Here is a 17,180-nt window from a genome sequence, read left to right as displayed (position 1 = left end):
TCAGCCCCGTGCTCGGAGGCGGTCGGTGCTGTCCTCGCTGGGCTGTACGACGACGATGCCCTCTCCGGAGAAGCCCATCTGGTAGGCCTCGCCGCTGCCGCGCCCGATGAGGGAGCCGGCCTTGAAGCTGCGCTTGCCCTTCACCTTGAGGTTCGGGGACCAGGCGATCAGGGCGTCCGGGTCGACGTACGTCTCGTCCTCGCCGCGGCCGCAGTCGACGACGATCGGCGTGCCGCGGGAGGTCAGCGCGACCCAGCCCTGGCCGGAGATCTTGATGTTCCACAGGCCCTGTCCGGCGAACTTGGCCATGCCCTTGACCCGCTCGACGCCCCACTGGAGGGACGCGTCGAAGGCGAGCAGGTTGGTGCCGTTCACCGAGAGGGAGTCACCCGCCAGGTTGATGAGGACGACATCCGCTCCGTAGTCGGCGAGGTAGAGCAGGCCGTCTCCGGAGCACTTCATCAGGGGCGCGCCCTCGCCGGTCATCCACTCGCGCGCGACCTGACGGACGGCGGGCGGATTCGGCTCGTACTGCACGAACCCTTCGTAGGCGACCATCGAGCCCACGCGCGCGAAGAGGTCGTTGCCGGTCTGCATGGCCACCTTGACCATGTGGTGCCCGTGGTTCTCCATGCGGGCGGCGACGGGTGCGGGAGCGAAGCCCGCGAGTTGCTGATTCATGACGGGCTCCCTCAGACCTCGTACGGCTGGACGACGATGAAATTGCCGGGCGCGCCACGGAACTGGAGGTTCACGCTCTCCCCCGTGGAGCCCGCGTAGGCGTTGCTGCGCAGCCTGACCTGGCTGGAGACGATCGCCTGGGCGGCGGCCGACCAGGCGACGACGGCGTGGCAGTCCGCGAACGTCGTCGGCGTGACGGGCAGCACGACGGGTACGCCGTGGGTCTTCACGACGACCGTGCCGGTGCCCTGGAACTGCATGACGAACAGTGCGCCGCCGGGAATCCCGTGGCCCTCGATCCTGCGCACCTCGTGCTGGAGGGTCTCGTCGAAGGCGAGGACGTTCTCCGCGGAGACGCAGATCGCGTCACCCTGGAGTTCGATGGGGTGCAGGTGGGTGGCCTCCTCGGCGAGGAAGACCTGACCGCGGCCCGAGCAGCGCATCAGCTGCATCTCCTGACCGGTGGCGTTGCCCACGATGCGGCCGGCGAAGCCCGCGCCCTTGTAGCTGAACTCGACCTTGCCCTGGTAGAGCACCATGCTGCCCTGGCGGGCCAGGATCGGCTGGTCGGCGACGCCGAGATCGACGCGGATCAGCTTCTCGTTCTGCTGCGTCCAGCGCTGGCCGGTGGGGGCCTCGCGGTACTTCTGGAGAGCCGCGGACACACCGGCGCCCTGAGGTGCCGCGCCCTGCGGGGCGGGGGGCTGGCCGGGGAACTGACCGACCGGGGGCTGCTGGCCGTAGCCGGGCGGCGGCGGGGCGGTGGGCTGCTGGCCGTACCCCGGGGGCGGCGGCGGAGTCTGCTGCTGGCCGGGGACCTGGCCGAACTGCGGCTGCTGCGGGGGCTGCCCCGGCTGGCCGTACGGCGAGGGGGCCGGCGGGGGCGGCACGGCCCCTCCCGGCGGCTGGTTCAGCGGTGCCACGACGGTCTGCGCCGCGTGCACCGACGGGTCCATGGGGGCGGGCGCCGGGGGCGGCGTGGCGCCCTGCGGCGGTGCGAAGTGCTGCGCGGGGGCCGGGGCGGGTGCGGGGGCCGGGGCGGGCGCCTGCGGGGGCGCGGCGGCGGCCGGGGCGGCGAACGCGGGCGGCGCCGCGGCCTGGGCGGGCGGCGCGAAGGAGGGCGCGGCGGCCTGCTGCTGCGGGGCGGCGGGCTCCTCCTCGGCGACCTCGCCGCCGAAGTTCCGCAGGAGCGCGTCGAGACCGCCGTCGAAGCCCTGCCCGATGGCGGCGAAGCGCCAGACGTCCTTCAAGTAGAAGTCGCCCAGCATGACGGCGCGCTCGGTGGAGAACTCCGCGCCGGTGAAGGCGTAGCGCACCACTTCCTCGCCGCCCGCGACGATGCGGATGTACCCGGAGGCGACCTGCGACATCTGCCCGGCGCCGTCGATCGTCGCCGTGAACGAGAGGCGCTGGATCTGCTGCGGAATGCGGTCGAGGGTGACCCGGAAGGACTCGGAGTCGCCGGCCTGGGCACCCAGGAGCTGGATCGACTCCTCGGGCGACTTCGGCTGGTTGAAGAAGATGAAGTAACGGTCGTCCGAGAGCCGCTCGCTCGCGTCCAGGCCGAAGCAACTGATGTCGAACGTCAGTCCCGGCGCCGAGATCTGTACGCCGACGTACAGATCCGTTCCGGCGGTGAGGTCACTGACCTTGGCCTTGTGGCCGCGTTGGAATTCCCTGGCCATACGTAACGACCGTCCCCCATCCCGAATGTGAATACGTCGCGTCAGGCTAACCGCAAAGTCCGACGGCGGGCCAAGCCGGTACAGACCCGCTACACAACCGCGGGATCCGGCGGACTTTCACTCCTCGCGGGCTGCGGGCAGATGAGGCAGACGCCCGGCCGCGACCACCCCTTCGAGGTATCCCCTGGCGCGCTCCGTGCGGGGATAGGCCTCCAGGAGACGCCAGAAGCGGGGGCCGTGGCCCGGGACGAGGAGGTGGGCGAGCTCGTGGACGAGGACGTAGTCCACGACGTACTCGGGCATGCCCTGCAGCCGGTGCGAAAGGCGGATGCTGCCCTCGGCCGGGGTGCAGGAACCCCACCGGGTGTTCTGGTTCGTGACCCAGCGGACCGACTCGGGCCTGGCTCGGCCCGCGAAGTACTGGTCGGAGAGCTGTCCCGCGCGCTCGGCGAGCTCCGCGTCGCCGAGGAGCCGCTTGCTCTCCTGGGCGGCGAGCTTGTCCAGCATCACGTTGACCCAGCGCTGCTCCTCCGCCTCGGACATGCGGGCGGGGATGAGGACGACGGTGCGGTCCCCCTCCCGGTACGCGGAGACCGTTCTGCGGCGACGCGCGCTCCGTCTGACCTCGACCGCGCTGGCCCCCGCGCCGGACGGCGACGGGCTGGTCGTGCTGCGCTGCGGAGCTCCGGCGCGACGCGCTGAGGTCTCCCCAGCGACGCGAGGGGACGGGTCGGCGGGCACGCCCCGACGTTACCCGGTGGGCATGGGGGAAGTCCCGCCTCCGGGACGGTTCGGCGCTGTTCCGCTCCCCGTCCGTTTGATTAGTACGACGAATACCCACCGCCTGTGGACAACGCGACGCGGGGGTTCGGTGAGGCGGGCATTCTGGCATTCGATCGAGCGCGGCGGACGAGTCCGCGCCGACCGGCCGACGGGGGACGACCATGCATCCGATCGTGAAGCCCGCGCTGCGGCGCGGCTGGCGGGACCTGAGCACCGTGCAGTTCGGGGTGGCGCCCGCGCACGCCTTGGTGCTCGGGCCGATGGACACGGCGACGGGCAGCTTTCTGACCTTGCTGGACGGCACCCGTGGGGTGCCTCTGCTGCGGGAGGAGGGCCGACGGATGGGACTGCCGGACGGGCACGTGGACCGGCTGCTGGGAGAGCTGTCGCGGGCCGGTCTGCTCGACGACTCCACCGGGGGCGGCCCGGCGGCCGACGCGCTGCGCGGGCACGGGGAGACCTTGGATCGGCTGCGGGGCGACGTGGCCTCGCTGTCGCTCCTGTCGCCGGGGCCGGGCGATGCGATTGCGAAGGTGGCGGCGCGCCGGGCCGTGCGGGTGCGGGTCCAGGGCGCAGGCCGCGTGGGCGCCGTGGTGGCCTCGTTGCTGGCGGGCGCGGGGGTCGGACGTGTCGAAGTGCGGGACGGCGGACAGGTGCGACCGTGGGATGTCGCGCCGGGCGGGCTGCCCGCCGAGTCCGTCGGTGAGCGCAGGGACACGGCCGCGCGCCGCGTGGTGCGTCAGGCCGCCCCGGGTCGGCTTCCCCGGCAGTCCCGGCGATCGTCCGCGGAGGCGGAGGGGGACGGAGCGGACCTGTCCCTCGTGATCATCGCCCCGCGGGACGGCCTGGATGCCTATGCGCCGTCCCCGGTGGCGGCCGAGGAACTGCTCGCCTCGGGCACGCCTCATCTCTACGCGGGCGTGATCGAGGGGACGGGGGTGGTCGGCCCCTTGGTCCTGCCGGGGACGACCGCGTGCGCGGAGTGTCTGTTCCGGCAGCGCGCGGACCGTGATCCCACCTGGCCGCGGATGCTGGCGCAGTGGCGCTCGGGTCAGTCGCGTCACGTGCCCGCGTGCGACCTGGCGCTGTCGACCTCGGTCGCAGGTCTCGCGGCGGGGCATGCCCTGACCTTCCTGGACGGCGGTCCCTCGGCCTGCGCGGGCGTCCGCCACACGGCCTCCGTGCCCGGATTCGAGTGGCACTCGAGCCCGATTTGGCCGCATCCATCATGCTCTTGTGGGGCGGGCGTGTCCGTTAAGGGGGATCGGCTCACCGCTGCCGAGAAGCCGCACGCAACAATGGCCGGGTAACCGCCTGACAAGGCGCGGCTGTCTGGGACTTGGAGGGGCGCATGTCTGATCTTCCCCGGAAGGCGGTCACCCGAACCGCCAAACTGGCCGCGCTGCCACTCGGCTTCGCGGGGCGCGCGACCTGGGGTCTGGGCAAGCGGATCGGGGGCAAGTCGGCGGAGATCGTCGGGCGCGAGCTGCAGCAGCGCACGGCCGAGCAGCTGTTCAAGGTCCTCGGCGAGCTGAAGGGCGGCGCCATGAAGTTCGGGCAGGCACTGTCCGTCTTCGAGTCCGCGCTGCCCGAGGAGATCGCGGGACCGTACCGTGCGGCGCTGACGAAGCTGCAGGAAGCGGCGCCACCGATGCCCACCCGGACCGTGCACTCCGTGCTGCAGGAGCGGCTGGGCGAGGACTGGCGCGAGCTGTTCCTGGAGTTCGAGGACAAGCCCGCCGCCGCCGCGTCGATCGGGCAGGTGCACCGAGCCGTGTGGACGGACGGCCGCGAGGTCGCGGTCAAGGTGCAGTACCCGGGAGCTGGCGAGGCACTGCTGTCCGATCTCAATCAGCTCAGCCGGTTCGCCCGTCTGCTGGGACCGCTGATCCCGGGGATGGACATCAAGCCGCTCATCGCCGAGCTGCGGGACCGTGTGTCGGAGGAGCTGGACTACGGCTTGGAGGCCCAGGCCCAGCAGGCGCACGCCGACGAGTTCGCGGACGACCCCGACGTGGTGGTGCCGCAGGTGGTGCACCAGAGCGATCAGGTCCTGGTGACCGAGTGGATGGAGGGGACACCTCTCTCCGAGGTGATCGCGGAGGGCACGGAGGAACAGCGCGACCGGGCGGGTCAGCTCCTGGCCCGCTTCCTCTTCTCCGGTCCCGCGCGCACGGGTCTGCTGCACGCCGACCCGCACCCCGGCAACTTCCGGCTGCTGTTCGACGAGAAGGCGGGGTATCGCCTGGGGGTCCTGGACTTCGGCACGGTCGACCGGCTGCCCGACGGACTGCCCCCGACGATCGGGACGTCCCTGCGGATGACGCTGGAGGGCGAGGCCGACGCGGTCTACGACATGCTGTGCGCGGAGGGCTTCGTCAAGGAGTCCGTCGATCTGGAACCGCAGGCGGTGCTCGACTATCTGCTGCCGATCATCGAGCCCATGGCGGTCGAGGAGTACACGTTCACCCGGGCGTGGATGCGCAAGCACGCGGCCCGGCTGGCCGATGTCCGCTCGCCCGCCTACCAGTTGGGCCGGTATCTGAACCTGCCGCCCGCCTATCTGCTGATACACCGCGTGACGGTCAGCACGATCGGGGTGCTGTGCCAGCTGGGTGCGACGGTGCGGATGCGGGACGAGCTGGAGGAGTGGTTGCCCGGCTTCGTGGAGGAGCCGGAGGAGGCAGACGAGACCGAGGAGACCGAAGCCGCCGAGGCGATCGACGCGGTCGAGGACGGCAGCGCGGCGGTGGAGGCCTGACGGCGGGGCGGTCGGCGCACGGGCGGCTCACCACCAGTCGGAGTCGAGGCGCCCTTCGATGGCTCTGATGTTGGCGCGGGCGCAGGCGTCGCAGAAGTAGTGGCGGGCGCCGTTCTCGACGGAGCAGGTCCAGGTCGGCGGCGTGCCCTCGGCGACCGTGCCGCAGCGTGAGCACACGAGCTGCTCCGGCTCAGGCTCCGGGGATTCGGGGCTCTGCTGTTCCTGCTGGTCCTGCTGTTCCTGCTCTGCCACCGGGCGACCATATCGCCGCGGGGGAAAGATCGGTGAGCACAACGCACTGCGGGGGACGGTCCGTTCGGACCGTCCCCCGCGGTTGTATGTCGTCGTGCCGAGCGCCTGTGCGGCTGTTACTGCATGACCGCTATGGCGAGCGCGCGCCGGGCACGCAGCGAGGCGCGCTCCGCGCGGCGCTGCATGCGGCGGGCCGCCATCAGGCGCTCGGCCGGGCGTTGAGCCTCGGCTTCGCGCAGGCGTTCGTGCATATGCGCACGAGCCATGGCTTCGGGGCTGAGTTGCATCTCTCGGATCCTGTTCTGGCACGGAACGTACGCGCCGGTGGTGGTGAAGTCTGGGGTGGCGGTGCCTGCCGACTCGCTGGTGGCTGCCTTCATCGGGGCCTGCTTCTTGGGGTCGTGCGTGAGGGGACGGTCGATGGTTCCGGCGGTGTTCATGCGACGACCGGGTTCTTGCGCGGGCGACCACGGGGCCGCTTGCGGGCAACGACGACGCCCTGGACGAACAGCTCGCCGCCCCAGACGCCCCACGGCTCACGCCGCTCCTTGGCACCCGCGAGACAGGCCTCCATCAGCGGGCAGGTACGGCAGAGGGACTTGGCGTACTCGACGTCGGCCGGCGACTCCGCGAAGAAGACCTCCGGGTCGTAGGCACGGCAGGGGACGGGTACACCGAGGTTCTCGATGGCGTCGTCGAGCGCGGTGAGCGCGGTGAGGGGAGTCAAGGTCGGGTCCTCCGTGGGTGCGGGCGGGGGGAGCGTCTGTGAAGGCGGTACGGACGGGGCGTGCGCTTCGAGTTGCACGGTGGTGTTTTCCTCGTCTGGTCGTGCCGGCCTGGGTCGGCCGGTTGGCGGCTGGTACCGGGTCTTGCTGTCGGCCCCTTCGCTCTGTTCTCCCTGTTCTGGGGAAAACAGAAGGGCCGCGGATCCCGGGTGGGGTTCCGCGGCCCTGAAGGCGCCGGTCTGATCGTCGATCAGACTGGATCACTCCAGGGTTCGAGCCCACGGAAGGCCCACATCGTGTGGTGCTGCGTCGTCTGCTTCCGGAATCCGGCACCGGCTGCCGCAAAGGCATAGGCCTGGGCCTGCGCCTCCGCTACTGCTGCTTCCGGTGCCTTGGTCGGTCGCTCATTGCCCTCATTGGCCTCGCGGACGGGAAGACCGGCGAGAGGCAGGGAGGGAGACATCGGACGGACGGCGGGGATGCCGCCGGACAGACCGGTGCCCTGGTTCGAGAAGCCGAGCAGGCAGGAAGCGACGACCGAGCGATCGGTCATTTTCGCGGTGCTGATGAAGCTCTCGTTGATGCTGATCACTGGAATTCGCCTCCTCTCGGCGTCTAGGGGATCGGCCGGAACCGATCCTGCGGACTATCAAGTACAGCACGGAACCTCGGCTTCGGAGAAGCCGCCGTTTCCGTGTTAAGAACCTATGGGTCTTCCTTGCGCATGCGCAAACTATTTTTTCGACGAGTTTGAATCACTCGCCGTCGGCGCCCCTTACACGGTCCTGACCTGCACAGATGGCGAGCACCTCGGCGCCGAAACGGTGGAACTTGCGGACGCCGACGCCGGGGATGCGTGCCAGCTCGCCCTCGTCCTCGGGCACCGCCTCCGCGATGGCGATCAAGGTTTTGTCCGTGAAGACGCAGTACGCGGGTTGTCCCAGCTGCCTCGCCTGGCCGGATCGCCACTCCCGCAACCGTTCGTAGAGCCCTTCGTCCATGTCGGACGGGCAGTCCTCGCACCGCATGAGCTTCATCTCGCCCGCCTCGGTCAGCGTCCGTCCGCAGACCCGGCAGCGGGCGGGCGTACGGCTCTTGCGCTGCCGTCGGCCCTCCGTCGGGCCCGCGGCCCCGCCGCTGCCCCGCTCGATGCCGCCGGGGCCGCCGCTCGCGGCCCGTGCCGCCGCGCCCGCTCCGGAGCCCGGCCGCAGTCCGTCGAGGAAGCGGGTGGGGCGTCGGGTGGGACGGCCGCCCGGAGAGCGGGAGAGGGCCCACGAGAGGGAGAGGTGGGCGCGGGCGCGGGTCACTCCCACGTAGAGGAGACGGCGCTCCTCCTCGATCTGCTCGTCCGTCTTGGCGTAGGTGATCGGCATCATGCCCTCGGCGAGGCCCACCAGGAACACGGCGTCCCACTCCAGGCCCTTGGCCGCGTGCAGCGAGGCCAGCGTGACGCCCTCGACGGTCGGCGCGTGCTGGGCGTTCGCCCGCTCGTCGAGCTCCGCCACGAGGTCGGCGAGGGTCGCCTCCGGCCGGGCCCGCGCGAAGTCCTCGGCGAGCCGCACCAGCGCCGCCAGGGACTCCCAGCGGTCGCGCACCGCTCCCGACCCCGCGGGGGGCTCGGTCGTCCACCCCTTGGTGGAGAGCACGGCCCGCACCTGGGAGGGGAGGTCGACCACGTCGTCGAGGAGCGCGTCGTTGCCCCCGAAGCGGGCGGCGCCGCGCAGGGCCGCCCCCGCCTCGCGCACCTCCGTGCGCTCGAAGAACCGCTCGGCGCCCCGCAGCTGGTAGGGGACGTTCGCGTCGGCGAGGGCCTGTTCGTAGATCTCCGACTGCGAGTTCGTACGGAACAGGACCGCGATCTCGCTGGCGGGGACGCCGTCGGCGAGGAGGGCGCGGATGCGGCGGGCGGCGCCTTCCGCCTCGGCCGGCTCGTCCACGTACTCCGTATAGACCGGTTCGGGTCCGGCGTCTCTCTGCGAGACGAGCTCCAGACGGTGGTCGGCGGCGCGGCCGCGGGCCTGGGAGAGGAGGCCGTTGGCGAGGTGGACGACCTGGGGGGTGGAGCGGTAGTCCCGGACCAGTTTGACGACCGTGGCCCCCGGGTGGCGGGTGCGGAAGTTCAGCAGGTGGTCGGGGGTCGCGCCGGTGAACGAGTAGATCGTCTGGCTGGCGTCGCCGACGACGCAGAGGCTGTCCCGGTCGCCGAGCCAGAGCTCCAGGAGGCGCTGCTGCAGGGGGCTCACGTCCTGGTATTCGTCCACCACGAAGTGCTGGTACTGGGCGCGGATCTGCTCGGCGATGTCGTGCCGGTCCTGGAGGATGCCGACGGCGAGCAGCAGCACGTCCTCGAAGTCGATGACGGCGCGGTCGCGCTTCAGGTCTTCGTACGCCGCGTAGAGCTGGGCGATCTCGGCGGGGTCGCGGGGGACGTCGCGGCCGGCCTTCGCGGCGGCGGCCGCGTAGTCGGCGGGGACGGTCTGGGTGACCTTGGACCACTCGATCTCGCTGGTCAGGTCGCGCAGCTCGTTCCGGTCCAGACGGATGCGGCAGGCCGCGGCCGCGTCGGCGACGAGTTTGATCTTGCGGTCGACGATCCGGGGCAGCGGACCACCGACTGCTTTCGGCCAGAAGAACTGGAGCTGGCGCAGGGCCGCGGAGTGGAAGGTGCGGGCCTGGACGCCGGAGGCGCCGAGCTGACGGAGGCGGCCGCGCATCTCTCCGGCGGCGCGGTTGGTGAAGGTGACGGCCAGCACGCTGGCGGGCTGCAGCATCCCGGCCCGGACCCCATAGGCGATCCGGTGGGTGATCGCCCGGGTCTTGCCGGTGCCGGCACCGGCCAGGACGCACACCGGCCCGTGCAGGGCGGTGGCGACCTCGCGCTGCTCCGGGTCGAGCCCGTCGAGCACCGCGTCGGGGGAGTCCGGGACCTGCGGGAAGAGGGTGGAGTGCGTTGCTGATGTCACCCAGCCAGCTTGCCAGGTCTCAGGAGGCGGGTGAGCCCGTTGTCCACAGGGAGGCGGAGCCGGTCGTACTAATACGGGAATGGTGGCCGGGTCGCGTACGTTCGACCCAATGCGATGACGCACCCCGAGCAACTAAGGAGCACGAGAGACATGCCGGGCACTGTGACGATGTACAGCACCACGTGGTGCGGCTACTGCCGCCGCCTCAAGGGTCAGATGGACCGTGAGGGCATCGCCTACACCGAGATCAACATCGAGCAGGACCCGGACTCGGCGGCCTTCGTCGAGAAGGCGAACGGCGGAAACCAGACGGTCCCCACCGTTCTCTTCCCGGACGGCTCGACCCTCACGAACCCCTCGCTGGCCCAGGTCAAGCAGAAGCTGGCCTGAGGCACGGCGCACCCGGTGCGGGCGGGGCCGGGAGCCAGATTCTCAGCCCACGGTCCCCGGCTTCGGCAGGGGCTTCCCGTACCAGAGCTCGATCAGTCGGGCCGCAATCGAGATGCCGTACGGAGGCAGGACCTCCCCGGACTCGAATGCGGCCCGCAGGTCTTCCCGGGAGAACCAGCGGGCCTCGTGGATCTCCTCGCCGTCCACGTTGATCTCCGAGGAGGTCGCGTCGGCCATGAAGCCCAGCATGAGGCTCGAGGGGAACGGCCAGGGCTGGCTGGCGACGTACTCGACGTCGCCGACCGTGACGCCCGCCTCCTCGAAGACCTCGCGCCGCACCGACTGCTCGATGGACTCCCCCGGCTCGACGAAGCCCGCGAGCGTCGAGAAGCGGCCCTCGGGCCAGTGCACCTGGCGGCCGAGCAGGATGCGGTCCTCGCTGTCCCTGACTGCCATGATCACGGCGGGGTCCGTGCGGGGGTAGTGCTCGGCGCCGCAGGCCTGGCAGCGGCGGATGTGGCCGGCCGCCGCGATGACGGTGCGCTCGCCGCAGCGCGAGCAGAAGCGGTGCAGGCGCTGCCAGTTCTCCAGGGCGACGGCGTGCACCATCAGGCCCGCGTCGCGGGCCGACAGCAGCAGTCCGGCTTCCCGCAGTCCCGCGGGGCGTGCCGACTGGTCCATGCGGCCCGGCAGGGTGTCCTTCTGCAGCGCGAAGTAGCTGACGCCGTCGTCGTCCGTGCCGAGGAAGTAGCGGTGCTCCTCGGTGAGCGGCGCCTCGAAGGACGGCGTCATCACCAGTTCGGTGTGCCCCTCGGGCGTCTCGTCGATGAGCACCTGACCGCCGGAGACCACGAAGACCCGGGTGGTGGGGTGGCTCCAGGCGGCGGCGAGCCACGCCTCGTCCATGCGGTGGTGCGCGGCGCGGTCGATGCCGCTCGGCGCGGTCAGCGAGACGGGCCGGTCTGCGGTGCGGTCGGTCCAGGTGGTCACAGGTGCTTCCAACTCCCCCGATGGAATGGGTGGTTCAGCAGGGCATGGGGCGGGGCGTGCTCGGCGGCCCGGTGGATCTCAGCGTGCGTCGCGCCAGTTCTCCGCGAGGTCGCCCCAGAGGTGCGCGGTCGTCTCGACGCCCTTGAGCAGCAGATCGATCTCGACCTTCTCGTTCGGCGCGTGCCAGCCGTCGGAGGGGACCGAGATGCCCAGGAAGAGCACGGGCGCCCCGAGGACGTCCTGGAGGTCGGCGGCGGGCCCGGAGCCGCCCTCGCGCGTGAAGCGGATTTTCTGCTCGAAGGCACGGCCCATCGCGCGGACGACGGACTGCAGGGCCGGGTGGTCGAGCGGGGTCAGGCACGGGCGCGTGGCTCCCCCGAAGGTGACCGTGTGGCGGATTCCGGCGGGTATGCGGTCGGCGGCCCAGGTGCGGACCGTCTGCTCGACGTGGGCCGGGTCCTGTCCCGCGACCAGCCGGAAGGAGAGCTTCACCAGCGCGGACGACGGGATGATCGTCTTGCTGCCCACGCCCTGGTAGCCGCCGCCGATGCCGTTGACCTCGGCGGTGGGGCGGGCCCATATCCGCTCCAGGGTGGTGTGTCCGGCCTCGCCGTGGGTCGCGTGCGACTTGGCCGTGTGCAGCCAGCGGCCCTCGTCGAAGGGCAGCTCGGCGAAGAGGGCGCGCTCGCGGTCGGTGAGTTCCGTGATGCCTTCGTAGAACCCGGGGATCGCCACGCGCCCGTGCTCGTCGTGGAGGGCGGCGACGAGGCGGGCGACCTCGGTGGCGGGGTTCGGCACGGCGCCGCCGAAGGAGCCCGAGTGGATGTCCTGGTCAGGGCCGTGCAGCACGATCTCGCACTCGGCGAGGCCCCGCATGCCCGTGCAGACGGTCGGGGTGTCCTCCGACCACATGCCGGTGTCGGAGACGATCACCGCGTCGGCGGCGATGCGGTCCTTATGAGCCTCGATGAGCGCGCGGAAGTTCGGTGAGCCGGACTCCTCCTCACCCTCGACGAGCAGCTTGAGGTGGACCGCGGGCGCCGTGCGGCCGGTGGCGGCGAGGTGGGCGCGGACGCCGAGGGTATGGAAGAACACCTGGCCCTTGTCGTCGGCCGCGCCACGCGCGTGGAGGCGGTTTCCGCGGACGACGGGCTCGAAGGGGTCGGTGTCCCAGCCGTCCTCGCGGGCGGCGGGCTGCACGTCGTGGTGCCCGTAGACGAGGACGGTGGGGGCGTCCGGGTCGTCGGAGGGCCACTCGGCGAAGACGGCGGGTGCTCCGGCGGTCTCCCAGACCTCCGTGACCGGGAAGCCGGTCTCCTTGAGTGCCGCGGCGAGCCAGTCAGCGCTGCGGCGCACGTCCCCGGCGTGGTCGGGCTGAGCCGACACGGACGGGATGCGCAGCCACTCGGAGAGGTGGTCGAGGAAGGCGGCGCGGTGCTTCTCGATGTACGTGCGGACGGCGCTGTCCGGTGTCTCGCTCATGGTCACGAGCCTATCCGCCATCCGGGGCGGGCTCGTCCCGCGGCTCGTCGGCCGGCGCCCCGGCCGGTTCCTCCAGAAGGAGGCGTTCGAGCTCGGCGCGGCCCGGCAGGTTCCTGGGGCGTGCCGTCTCGCCGCTGCGTACGTAGAGGAAGGCGGCCTTGACCGACTCCAGGGGGACGCCCTGCTGCTCGGCCCAGGCGAGCCGGTAGACGGCGAGCTGGAGGGGGTCGGCGGTGCGGGTGCGGCTCGTCTTCCAGTCGACGATCTCGTACGTCGCGTCGGCGCCGTCACCGTCCTTGTAGACGGCGTCGATGCGGCCCCTGATGACGCGGCCGGCGATCACGAACTGGAAGGGCACTTCGACGCGGTGGGGCGCGCGGTGGGCGTACTCGGTGCGTTCGAAGGCCTCCTTGAGGGCTTCGAGGTCGCGTTCGTCGGCGATCTCGGCCTCGTCGGGGGCGCCGCCCGGCAGGTCCTCCGGGGAGAGCATCGGCAGCGGGAGCTCTTCGAAGCGCGACTCGATCCAGGCGTGGAAGCGGGTACCGCGGCGGGCCGCGGGCTGCGGCGGACGCGGCATGGGCCGGGCGAGGTCCCGCGCGAAGCCGTCCGGGTCGGCGGCCAGCCGCATCAGCTCGGACGCGGTGAGCGAGGGCGGCACGGGGACGTCCCTGACGGCCTCGCGGGCGCGCAGGAGCTCCCCGGTCAGGGCGTCCAGGTCGCGGTCCCAGGAGGCGAGGGTGCGGGCTTCCTCCGGGGTGAGCGAGGTGCCGGGGGCCTGCCGGGGTTCCTCCGCGACGGGGTGGGGGCGGGCGTCGGGGCGGGGCGCGGGGAGTCTCACGTGCGCGGGCGCGGGGTCCGGGCCCTCCGTGGGGTGCGGAACCGCGGGGCGCTCCGTCGCCAGGGAGTCCCAGGCCTCTTCCTGGAGACCCTCTTCGTAGAGACCCTCTTCGTCCTCCGGAGGGGGTGGCCATTCGGGGTCGTCGGCCGGGGGCACGTCGTCGTGTGCCGACGGATGGGCCTCTTCGTGGGAGCGGGCGGGCTCCGTCGTGCCCTCGCCCGTCAGGCGGTCCAGGTGGGCGAGGACCGTCTGTGCGGCGCTCCTGCGGCGGGCCAGGGAGGCGTCGTCCAGCGGGAGGGGCCACGCCTGGTCGGCGGTCGCTTCCTGAAGGGCGGGGTTCTCCTCGTCCTCGGCGGGTGCGTCGGCCCAGGCCTCGATCTCGCCGTGGCCGGCCGCGCAGTGGTCGTACAGGGCCTGGAGGAAGTCGGAGGGGCCGCGCGGCTTCTTCTGGGTGGGGCCCCACCAGTGGCCGGAGCCGAGAAGCAGGGAGCGGGGCCGGGTGAACGTCACGTACCCGAGGCGGAGCTCCTCGGTGCGCTGGTGGTCCTTCATCGCTTCGTGGAAGGCCTTCATGCCCTTGGCGTCCCACGTGTCGACGTCGGGGAGCGTGGCCCTGTCGCCGCGCAGCCCGTGCGGGACGACCTTGGCCTGTGCGGTCCACTTCTCGCGCCCCTGCGCGCTGGGGAAGGTGCCGTTGACGAGGCCGGGGACGGCGACGACGTCCCACTCCAGGCCCTTGGACCGGTGGGCGGTGAGCACCTTGACGGTGTTCTCTCCGCCCGGCAGGGCGTTGTCGAGGCCCTTCTCGTACTGGGCCGCGGTGCGCAGGAAGCCGAGGAAGGCGAGGAGTGTCGCGCCGCTGTCGTTCGCGGCGAAGGAGGCGGCGACGTCCAGGAAGTTGGAGAGCGTCTCGCGGCGGCGGGCCGCGAGGGCGCCCGGGGACGCGGAGAGCTCGACCTCCAGGCCGGTGACGGCGATCACCCGGTGCAGCACGTCCATGAGCGGATCGGCCAGGGACCGGCGCAGTTCGCGCAGCTCGGCGGTGAGTCGGGCGAAGCGCACCCTGGCGTCCGCCGAGAAGGGCAGTCCGTCGTCCCCTCCTGAGGCGTCGTCCGGGTCCAGCGGTGACTCCAGGAAGGTGTCCAGGGCGTCCGCGAGCGATATCACCTCGGCCGGGTCGACCCCTTCGACGGCTTCGGCGAGGCGGCGGTCCGGGTCGTCGGGCGCGGCGTGCCCCGGGCGTACGAGGAGGCGGGCGCGGCGGCCCAGGAGGGCGAGGTCGCGGGGGCCGATCCGCCAGCGGGGGCCGGTGAGGAGCCGCACCAGGGAGGCGTTGGCACCGGGGTCCTGGAGGACCTCGCAGACGGCGACGAGGTCGGCGACCTCCGGGAGGTGCAGCAGTCCGGAGAGGCCGACGACCTCCACGGGGATGTCGCGGGCGACGAGGGCGGCCTGGATCTCGGCGAAGTCCGTGGCCGTGCGGCACAGGACCGCGATCTCGCCGGGTGCCTTGCCGGTGCGGACGAGGTGGGCGATCGAGTCGCCGAGCCAGTCGATCTCCTCGGCGTGCGTGCGCAGCAGGGCGCAGCGCACGACGCCGTCCCGCTCGGCGCCGGGGGCGGGCCGGAGGGCCTCCACGCCCGCGTGCATGGCGCGCAGGGGCTCCGCGAGGCCGTTGGCGAGGTCCAGGAGGCGGCCGCCGCTGCGGCGGTTCTCGCTGAGCGCGTGGCGGGCGGCGGGGCGGCCGTCGGCGTGCGCGAAGTGGTCGGGGAAGTCGTCGAGGTTCGCGACCGAGGCGCCGCGCCAGCCGTAGATGGCCTGGCAGGGGTCGCCGACCGCGGTCACCGGGTGTCCCGTGCCGCCGCCGAAGAGTCCGGAGAGGAGGATGCGCTGGGCGACCGACGTGTCCTGGTACTCGTCGAGGAGGACGACGCGGAACTCCTCGCGGAGGATCTGGCCGACCTCCGCGCGGGTGTCGGCGAGCGTCGCGGAGAGGGCGATCTGGTCGCCGAAGTCGAGGAGGTCGCGGGAGCGCTTCGCCGCGCGGTAGCGCCCGACGAGCTCGGCCAGTTCGAGCCGGGCCGCCGCCGCTTCGGGGACCTTGCGCAGGTCGGCGTTGGAGAGCTTCACGCCGTCGAGGGCGCGCAGGAGCTCGGTGTCGTACGCGCGGAGTCGCTCGGGCCGCACCAGGTGCTCGGCGAGCTCGCTGTCGAGGGCGAGGAGGTCGCTGACGAGGTCGGGGAAGGAGCGGGTCAGCGCGGGGTAGGGCCCGGGGGCCTCGCGGAGCACGCGTGCGGCGAGCTGGAAGCGGGTGGCGTCGGCGAGGAGGCGGGAGGTGGGCTCCAGGCCGATGCGCAGGCCGTGGTCGGTCAGGAGGCGGCCCGCGAAGGCGTGGTACGTGGAGATGACGGGCTCGCCCGGCGGGTTGTCGGGGTCGGCCGCGTCGGGATCGGTGACGCCCGCCTTGACGAGCGCCTGGCGCACGCGCTCGGCGAGCTCGCCCGCCGCCTTGTTCGTGAACGTCAGGCCGAGGACCTGCTCGGGGGCGACCTGGCCGGTGCCGACGAGCCACACCACGCGTGCGGCCATGACCGTCGTCTTGCCCGAGCCGGCTCCGGCCACGATCACCTGCGGGGCGGGCGGCGCGATGATGCACGCCGTCTGCTCCGGGGTGAACGGGATCCCGACGAGCTCCTTGAGCTGCTCGGGATCGGTGATGCGAGGTGACACGTGAGAGAGGCTAGCGGTGGCCACTGACATCCGGGGCGGATCCGGACGCGGGCGGCCACCGCCCGCTCATGGGACGCGTGGGGTCAGGAACCGGCGGCGATCTTCGCCGGGTCGACGACCTCGCCGGCCGGCGGAGCCTTGACGTCGACGGTCTTGCCGTAGTCGCTGAAGGTCACCGAGCCGGGCTCGTCGCTGCCCTTGTTGACGACCTTCAGGAAGTAGGGCTTGCCCTCCATCGCCACGTAGAACGTGGTGGTCTCGGAGCCCTTCTTCTTGGTGAGGACGGCGGCCTTCTGGCCGTCGACATCGGCGTCGTCCTCGCGCTTCAGGTCCTTGAGCTTGTCGGACTTGAACATGTCGTCCTGGTTGCAGACGCTGTCCTGCTTGGCGGACTTCACCCAGCGGCCCTTGACGAGCTCGGCCGCGGCGGCACCGCCGCTGCCCTCCCAGAACTTGTCGTCACCCTTGACGTACGAGGTCTTGCCGACGGAGCGGAACTCGGCGGTCCCCTTCTTCGGCGAGCCCATCGTGCCCTTGCAGTCGCCGGACTCGGCGACGGAGAACTCGATGTTGCTCGCCTCGCCCTTCTGCTCCATCTTGCCCTTCATCGTGAAGGAACCGGCGTCCTTGGAAGCCTTGGAGGCCTTGTCGGCGATCTTGTCGGCGCTCATGCCGTCGAAGGGGTCCTTGTCCCCGTCGCTGCTGCAGCCCGTCACGCCGATGACGGCGGCGGCACAGGCGACGGCCACTGCCAGGAGCTTCCGGTTGGCTGCCATATACGCGCATCTCCTCGAAAAGGTGCACTTTCAGCCAGTGCACAGGGTGTCTTTACGGAGACTTTAGATTGCTCCGGGGGGTGCTGTGTCCCCGGGTGGTGCGACGTGACAATCGCCACGGGTG

15 protein-coding genes are annotated in these 17,180 nt (G+C 71.8%); 3 read left to right on the top strand and 12 right to left on the bottom strand.

What is annotated here, in order from left to right; genetic code table 11:
• The 3 genes from DEJ49_RS24365 to DEJ49_RS24355 all read right to left on the bottom strand — a co-directional run bounded on the left by DEJ49_RS24365 (window position 1) and on the right by DEJ49_RS24355 (window position 3,107).
• Window positions 1–681: an AIM24 family protein gene (locus tag DEJ49_RS24365; protein ID WP_150172018.1), complete on the bottom strand. Its 681-nt coding sequence runs from the start codon at window positions 679–681 to the stop codon at window positions 1–3.
• An 11-nt stretch (window positions 682–692) separates the two neighbouring features.
• Window positions 693–2,366: a TerD family protein gene (locus tag DEJ49_RS24360; protein WP_150186104.1), complete on the bottom strand. Its 1,674-nt coding sequence runs from the start codon at window positions 2,364–2,366 to the stop codon at window positions 693–695.
• A gap of 117 nt (window positions 2,367–2,483) precedes the next feature.
• Window positions 2,484–3,107: a M48 family metallopeptidase gene (locus DEJ49_RS24355; protein ID WP_150186103.1), complete on the bottom strand. Its 624-nt coding sequence runs from the start codon at window positions 3,105–3,107 to the stop codon at window positions 2,484–2,486.
• A 203-nt stretch (window positions 3,108–3,310) separates the two neighbouring features.
• Between DEJ49_RS24355 and DEJ49_RS24350 the strand changes: the two genes are divergently transcribed.
• Together DEJ49_RS24350 and DEJ49_RS24345 are read left to right on the top strand one after the other, a co-directional pair.
• Window positions 3,311–4,459 (top strand): TOMM precursor leader peptide-binding protein, encoded by a 1,149-nt coding sequence (locus tag DEJ49_RS24350; protein ID WP_150186102.1) that lies wholly within the window; start codon window positions 3,311–3,313, stop codon window positions 4,457–4,459.
• 41 nt (window positions 4,460–4,500) lie between these two features.
• Entirely contained in the window at window positions 4,501–5,910 is a 1,410-nt protein-coding gene (locus DEJ49_RS24345; protein WP_150186101.1) for an ABC1 kinase family protein, read from the top strand.
• Window positions 5,911–5,937: 27 nt separating this feature from the next.
• Here DEJ49_RS24345 and DEJ49_RS24340 read toward each other — a convergent pair whose 3' ends face one another.
• The 5 genes from DEJ49_RS24340 to DEJ49_RS24320 form a co-directional block, all read right to left on the bottom strand.
• Complete coding sequence (locus tag DEJ49_RS24340) at window positions 5,938–6,162, bottom strand: hypothetical protein (protein ID WP_150186100.1); 225 nt, start codon at window positions 6,160–6,162, stop codon at window positions 5,938–5,940.
• 116 nt (window positions 6,163–6,278) lie between these two features.
• Window positions 6,279–6,602, bottom strand: a complete 324-nt coding sequence (locus tag DEJ49_RS24335) for a hypothetical protein (protein WP_150186099.1) — start codon at window positions 6,600–6,602, stop codon at window positions 6,279–6,281.
• Window positions 6,599–6,967, bottom strand: a complete 369-nt coding sequence (locus DEJ49_RS24330; protein WP_055565619.1) for a WhiB family transcriptional regulator — start codon at window positions 6,965–6,967, stop codon at window positions 6,599–6,601. Before DEJ49_RS24330 ends, DEJ49_RS24335 begins: the two co-directional genes overlap by 4 nt.
• A 170-nt stretch (window positions 6,968–7,137) precedes the next feature.
• Window positions 7,138–7,479 (bottom strand): hypothetical protein, encoded by a 342-nt coding sequence (locus tag DEJ49_RS24325; RefSeq protein WP_150172004.1) that lies wholly within the window; start codon window positions 7,477–7,479, stop codon window positions 7,138–7,140.
• 163 nt (window positions 7,480–7,642) lie between these two features.
• Window positions 7,643–9,931 carry an ATP-dependent DNA helicase UvrD2 gene (locus DEJ49_RS24320; protein WP_150188436.1) on the bottom strand — a complete coding sequence of 763 codons (2,289 nt, stop codon included), beginning with the start codon at window positions 9,929–9,931 and terminating at the stop codon, window positions 7,643–7,645.
• A gap of 69 nt (window positions 9,932–10,000) precedes the next feature.
• On the opposite strand from DEJ49_RS24320, the gene DEJ49_RS24315 reads away from it, so the two are divergent.
• The gene (locus DEJ49_RS24315; RefSeq protein ID WP_150172002.1) at window positions 10,001–10,240 is read left to right on the top strand and encodes a mycoredoxin; all 240 of its coding nucleotides are present in this window, start codon (window positions 10,001–10,003) and stop codon (window positions 10,238–10,240) included.
• A 42-nt stretch (window positions 10,241–10,282) separates the two neighbouring features.
• Here the strand turns inward: DEJ49_RS24315 and nudC are convergent, their stop codons facing one another.
• The 4 genes from nudC to DEJ49_RS24295 form a co-directional block, all read right to left on the bottom strand.
• Complete coding sequence (gene nudC / locus DEJ49_RS24310; protein ID WP_190329435.1) at window positions 10,283–11,230, bottom strand: NAD(+) diphosphatase; 948 nt, start codon at window positions 11,228–11,230, stop codon at window positions 10,283–10,285.
• A gap of 78 nt (window positions 11,231–11,308) precedes the next feature.
• Complete coding sequence (locus DEJ49_RS24305; RefSeq protein WP_150186098.1) at window positions 11,309–12,712, bottom strand: dipeptidase; 1,404 nt, start codon at window positions 12,710–12,712, stop codon at window positions 11,309–11,311.
• Window positions 12,713–12,722: 10 nt separating this feature from the next.
• Complete coding sequence (locus DEJ49_RS24300) at window positions 12,723–16,280, bottom strand: ATP-dependent DNA helicase (protein ID WP_190329434.1); 3,558 nt, start codon at window positions 16,278–16,280, stop codon at window positions 12,723–12,725.
• Window positions 16,281–16,363: 83 nt separating this feature from the next.
• The gene (locus tag DEJ49_RS24295; protein ID WP_150186096.1) at window positions 16,364–17,056 is read right to left on the bottom strand and encodes a hypothetical protein; all 693 of its coding nucleotides are present in this window, start codon (window positions 17,054–17,056) and stop codon (window positions 16,364–16,366) included.
• Between the last annotated feature and the right edge of the window lie 124 nt (window positions 17,057–17,180).

It is taken from the genome of Streptomyces venezuelae (assembly GCF_008642335.1).
Lineage (GTDB): Bacteria > Actinomycetota > Actinomycetes > Streptomycetales > Streptomycetaceae > Streptomyces > Streptomyces venezuelae_F.
Note: the sequence above shows the minus strand (reverse complement) of the source record. Positions and strands in the feature narration are given on the sequence as shown.